Source organism: Candidatus Darwinibacter acetoxidans (assembly GCF_041936445.1).
GTDB lineage: Bacteria > Bacillota > Limnochordia > Darwinibacteriales > Darwinibacteriaceae > DTU010.
On the sequence record NZ_JBHGXH010000183.1, the window covers coordinates 1 to 3,034 of the forward strand.

The following is a 3,034-nucleotide window of genomic DNA, read 5'->3' on the forward strand; positions in this document are numbered from 1 at the left end:
CGAGATTTTGACCATGGCGGAGATCCTGCTCACCGATGAGAGCATCAAACACGGCACGATCAAAATCGCCTTCACCCCCGATGAAGAGATCGGGCGGGGGGCGAACCGCTTTGCCGTGGAGCAGTTCGGTGCCGACTTCGCCTATACGGTGGACGGGGGAGCCTTTGGTGAAGTGGAGTACGAAACCTTCAACGCGGCCACCGCCCGCATCATCATCAAGGGGAGGAATATCCATCCCGGCACGGCCAAGAACAAGATGAAAAACGCTTCCCTGATCGCCATGGAGTTTGACAGCCTGCTGCCCAGGGTGGAAAGGCCGGAACACACAGAAGGATATGAAGGCTTTTACCATCTCATCGCCATGGAAGGCAGCGTAGAGGCTGCTTCTTTGACCTACATTATCCGCGATCACGATGCCGAGCTTTTCCAGGCCCGCAAAGAGAGGGTAAAGCGCATCGCCCAGTGGCTCAATGACATCCACGGCGAGGGCACAGTCACTGTGGAGCTGGAAGACAGCTATTACAACATGCATGAGCAGATCAAGCCCCATTGGCACCTCATCGACACCGCCTACGAAGCAGTGCGGGAAGTGGGGGGAGTGCCCCACAGCATACCGGTGCGCGGGGGCACTGACGGGGCGCGGCTTTCCTTTATGGGCCTCCCCTGCCCCAACTTGGGCACCGGAAGCCACAATCACCACTCCACACTGGAGTTCGCCTGTGTGCAGGCGATGGACGACTGCGTGGCCGCGCTGGTGAAGATTGCGGAAAAATACGGTCAGCGCGGGCTTGAGTAACACGGGAAAACCGACGGGAGGAACAGGTTATGCAGCGGGCGCACCGTGTGCGGGGAAAGGTAGTGTTGATTACGGGAGCGTCGGGAGGGCTGGGGGAACAGGTGGCCTACGCCGCGGCCAAGCGGGGAGCTGTGGTGGTGGCTACGGCCCGGAGAGTAGAAAGGCTCCAGGCTGTGCAGGAGCGCTGCCGGGAGCTCTCCGGCGGGACCGCCTATGCCTATGCTCTAGATGTTACAGATCGCCAGCAGGTCAAGGGGGTGCTGCAGAGGGTCGGTACCGATGTGGGTCCGGTTGATGTTTTGGTGAACAGCGCCGGCTTTGGCCTTTTCGCTGAAGCACTGGATACAGCTGATCAAGTGACCGAGGACATGTTCCAGGTGAACGTGCTGGGCCTGATTCGCCTCTGCCGGGAAGTGGGAGGGGAGATGAGAAAAAGGGGCCGCGGGCACATCATCAACATCGCTTCCCAGGCCGGCAAGACCGCCACGCCCAAGTCCGCTGTGTATGCAGGGACCAAGTTCGCCGTGCGGGGCTATTCCAACGCCCTCAGGCTGGAGCTAAAACAGTACGGAATCAGCGTGACCACAGTTAATCCCGGCCCCATCCGCACCGATTTCTTCGCGAAGGCGGATCCCGATGGATCATACCTGGCTAAACTGGGCCGCTGGGTGCTGGACCCTGGGCGCGTCGCGGAGCTCATCGTGGAGAGCATGCTTACCAACCGCCGGGAGATCAACCTGCCTTGGCCCATGGAACTGGGGGCCAGGTTCTATGTGCTCTTCCCGCGGCTGGGGGATTTCTTGACCCGTACTCTCTTCAACTTCAAGTGAACAAAACAACAGGCAGGAGAGGGGGATGTGCCTTACATTGAAGCAGGGATCGAACTTAACGCCCCCCTTGAAGTGGGCTGGGGGTAAGCGTTGGCTGCTGCCCCACCTGGAGCCTCTCTGGGTCCGGGCCGCAAGTCCCCGCCTGGTGGAACCCTTCTGCGGAGGACTGGCGGTAGCTCTGGGCCTGAGGGCAGAAAGGGCGCTGCTTAACGACGTAAATCCCCACCTGATCAACTTCTACCGCTGGCTGCAGAGGGGACTGGTGGTGTGCTTGCCCTTGGTGAACGACAAAGAAGTGTACTACGCTTACCGGGCCCGCTTTAACCAGCTGATCAAAGACCCCCATACCGCCGCCAGCCAGCAGGCAGCTGAGCTCTTCTATTATCTGAACCGCACCGGCTACAACGGGCTGTGCCGCTTCAACAAAAAGGGAGAGTTCAACGTGCCCTTCGGGAGATACAAGCGCATCAACTACGTGCGGGATTTCCGGGACTACCGCCTTCCGCTGCAGAACTGGCAGTTCACCGCGGGTGATTTCGGGGATCTGGCGGTGCGGCCCGACGATTTTATCTACGCCGATCCCCCCTATGATGTGGAGTTTACCGAGTACGCCAAGGACGGCTTCAGCTGGGAGGATCAGGTTCGCCTGGCCCGGTGGCTTGCGCAGCACCCAGGGCCCGTGGTGGCTTCCAATCAGGCCACAGCGCGCATTGTGCAGCTCTACAAGGATCTGGGATTTGAACTGATTTTGCTCCAGGGGCCCCGGCGCATCTCCTGCACGGGGGATCGCACACCGGCCCCGGAGGTCTTGGCGCTGAGGAACATCGACCGAAGTTAGGAGGCAAGACCTATGGGTGAAGGTAAGGAGCTCACGATCAGGCTGCAGGCCATAGTGCTGGACTGCAGCGACGCCCACGAACTTGCTGATTTTTACGCCAAGCTCTTGGGCTGGGAGAAATACGAGTCTTTTGGCTGGGTTTCCGTGGGCCTTAAGCCCCACACACCGTTTCTGCTCTTCCAGGAGGAGCCCGGTTACCGGCCGCCGGTTTGGCCCGATGAGCCGGACAAACAGCAAAAAAGCATGCACCTGGATTTCCAGGTCTCCGATTTAGAGGCGGCGATTGAGCATGCGGTGAGGTGCGGCGCGGTGGTGGCTCCGGTGCAGTTCGGCAAGGACTGGGTAGTGCTCCTCGATCCCGCGGGGCATCCCTTCTGCTTTGTGGGAAAGTGAGCAACTTGTAGAATTAAGTGAAAGAAAAGCTCACGGCTCTGATACAATGTAAGGGTGCAAAACCAAATCATTGTTCAGGGAGGAGCCATGAGCTACGTTCATTGTACCAGAAGAAGAAGAAAAGGAAAACACCTGGATTACGCGGAACGGCAAGAGTTGGAATGGTTGGTTAGGGAG

At 59.1% G+C, this 3,034-nt stretch carries 4 protein-coding genes; all 4 read left to right on the forward strand.

Annotated elements, in window-relative coordinates:
* Positions 1-796 (forward strand): peptidase T (gene pepT / locus ACE4YL_RS06795; RefSeq protein ID WP_461369415.1); only part of this gene is annotated, 796 nt, incomplete at its 5' end.
* Positions 797-825: 29 nt separating this feature from the next.
* A complete protein-coding gene (locus tag ACE4YL_RS06800; protein ID WP_461365262.1) occupies positions 826-1,626 on the forward strand; it encodes an SDR family NAD(P)-dependent oxidoreductase in 801 nt (266 codons plus the stop codon).
* A 25-nt stretch (positions 1,627-1,651) separates the two neighbouring features.
* Entirely contained in the window at positions 1,652-2,464 is an 813-nt protein-coding gene (locus ACE4YL_RS06805; protein WP_461369416.1) for a DNA adenine methylase, read from the forward strand.
* A gap of 12 nt (positions 2,465-2,476) precedes the next feature.
* Positions 2,477-2,857, forward strand: coding sequence for a VOC family protein (locus ACE4YL_RS06810; RefSeq protein WP_461360275.1), 381 nt, complete (start codon positions 2,477-2,479; stop codon positions 2,855-2,857).
* The last annotated feature ends 177 nt before the right edge of the window (positions 2,858-3,034 follow it).

What these genes read in the sequence shown, in the direction of transcription:
- ACE4YL_RS06800 (WP_461365262.1), top strand. Translation starts at nt 826, where the DNA reads ATGCAGCGGGCGCACCGTGTGCGGGGAAAGGTAGTGTTGATTACGGGA.
- ACE4YL_RS06810 (WP_461360275.1), top strand. Translation starts at nt 2,477, where the DNA reads ATGGGTGAAGGTAAGGAGCTCACGATCAGGCTGCAGGCCATAGTGCTG.
- ACE4YL_RS06805 (WP_461369416.1), top strand. Translation starts at nt 1,652, where the DNA reads ATGTGCCTTACATTGAAGCAGGGATCGAACTTAACGCCCCCCTTGAAG.